Genomic DNA, 1,984 nt, shown 5'->3' with positions numbered 1-1,984 from the left:
ACCGCCACCGCCACCGCCACCGCCACCGCCACCACCACCGCGACCGCCTCCCGGCCGGTCGGCGCGTTCGGGCCGGCCGAGGGGACGGTCCTGCTGAGCGGCGGCGGCGCGCTCGCGGCCGTGCTGGCGCGCCATCTGGTCGCCGCGCACGGGGTGCGCCACCTCCTCGTGCTGAGCCGCCGCGGCGCCGACGCCCCCGGCATGCCGGAGCTGACGGCGGAGCTGGCCGAAGCCGGCGCCGAACTGACCGCCCTCAGCTGTGACGTGTCCGACCGTCAGGCCCTGGCCGCCACCCTGGCGGGCATCCCCGAGCGCCATCCGCTGTGTGCCGTGGTCCACACCGCCGGAGTGCTCGACGACGGTCTGCTGGACGGGCTGACGGGGGAGCGGATGACCGCCGTCCTGCGGCCCAAGGCCGACGCCGCCCACCACCTCGACCGGCTGACGCGCGGAGCGGACCTCGCCGCGTTCGTCGTCTTCTCCTCCGCCGCGGGCGTGCTGGGCAGCCCCGGCCAGGCGTCCTACTCGGCCGCCAACGCCGCGCTCGACGCCCTCGCCGCGGAACGCCGACGGCTCGGGCTCCCCGGCCTGTCCCTCGCCTGGGGCCCCTGGGAGCGGGTGAGCGGGATGACGGCGGAGCTCGGCGGCCCCGAACGCCGGCGCATCGACCGGCGCGGCGCCCGCGGCCTTTCCGACGAGGAGGCCATGGCCCTGCTGGACAGCGTGTGCGCCGCGGACGCCGCCCCGCCGGGAGAGGGGAGCCCCGTCGTCCTGGCCCACCTCGACCTCACCGTGCGCGGCGACGGCCCGGTGCACCCGATGCTGCGCTCCCTGGTCCGGCGCGGCCCGGCCGCGACGACCGGAGCGAAGGGGACGCCGACCGCCGTCGCGGCGCTGCGGCAACGGCTCGACGCCGCCGCCGACGTCCAGGAACGCGAGCTGGTCCTGCTGGAGATCGTCCTCGCCCAGGCCGCCGACGTCCTCGGCCACACCGACTCCGGGGCGCTGTCCGCGACGGTGCCCTTCCTCTCCGTCGGATTCGACTCGTTGACCGCGGTCGAGCTCCGCAACCGGCTGGCCGCCGGCACCGGACTGCGGCTACGGCCCTCCGCCGTCTTCGACAGCGGCACCCCCGCCGCGCTCGCGGCGCGCCTCGCCGCCGAGGCCCGGAGCGAAGACACCCCCCGGCCCGGAACGGCACCCGCGGCCGGAACCGCCGCGACCGAAACCGCCGCAACCGGAACCGACACCGCCGACACCGACACCGACCCGGTGAGCGTGCTGTTCCGCCGGGCCTGCGCACTCGGCCTGATCGACGAGGGCATCGCCCTGCTCAAGAACGCCTCCGCCCTGCGCCCGGCCTTCCACAGCGGCAGCGACCTCGCGGCCGCCGGCACCGGCCCGCGGCTGCTGCGCCTGAACGAGCGCGCCGACGCCCCCGTACTCGTCTGCTTCGGCTCGATCGTCGCCCTCGGCGGCGCCCACCAGTACGCCCGCTTCGCCGCCCGCTTCCGGGACCGCTACGCCGTCGCCGCCCTCGACGCCCCCGGATTCGTCCCCGAGGAGGAACTGCCCGCCGACATGGCGGCCCTGCTGGACTTCCAGGCGACGACACTGCTCCGGGAACTGCCCGGACGGACGCTCGTGCTGGCCGGCTCCTCCTCCGGCGGTACGCTCGCCCACGGCGTGGCCGCCGCGCTGGAACGGCGCGGCGAGGGCCCGGCGGCCGTGGTGCTGCTGGACACCTACCTCTCCGACAACCAGGGCATCACCCAGTTCAACGACGTCCTGCTGGGCGGCATGTTCGCCCGCGAGGACCGGGCGGCCCCGATGGACGGGACCCGGCTGACCGCCATGGGCGGCTACTTCCGTCTGCTCGACGACTGGAAGCCCCCGGCGGTCCGTGCCCCGCTGCTGCTGGTCCGCGCCTCCACCCCGCTCGGCCGCCCGTCCGCCGAAGCCGGCGACTGGCGCTCGACCTGGG

1 pseudogene is annotated in these 1,984 nt (G+C 76.9%); it reads left to right on the top strand.

From position 1 onward, the window contains the following. Nucleotides 1–1,984: pseudogene (locus ABD308_RS10540) on the top strand (type I polyketide synthase); the annotation flags it as partial.

This window comes from Kitasatospora putterlickiae (assembly GCF_039527695.1).
In the GTDB taxonomy this organism is placed as follows: domain Bacteria; phylum Actinomycetota; class Actinomycetes; order Streptomycetales; family Streptomycetaceae; genus Kitasatospora; species Kitasatospora putterlickiae.
This window is presented reverse-complemented; position numbering and strand designations above follow the sequence as displayed.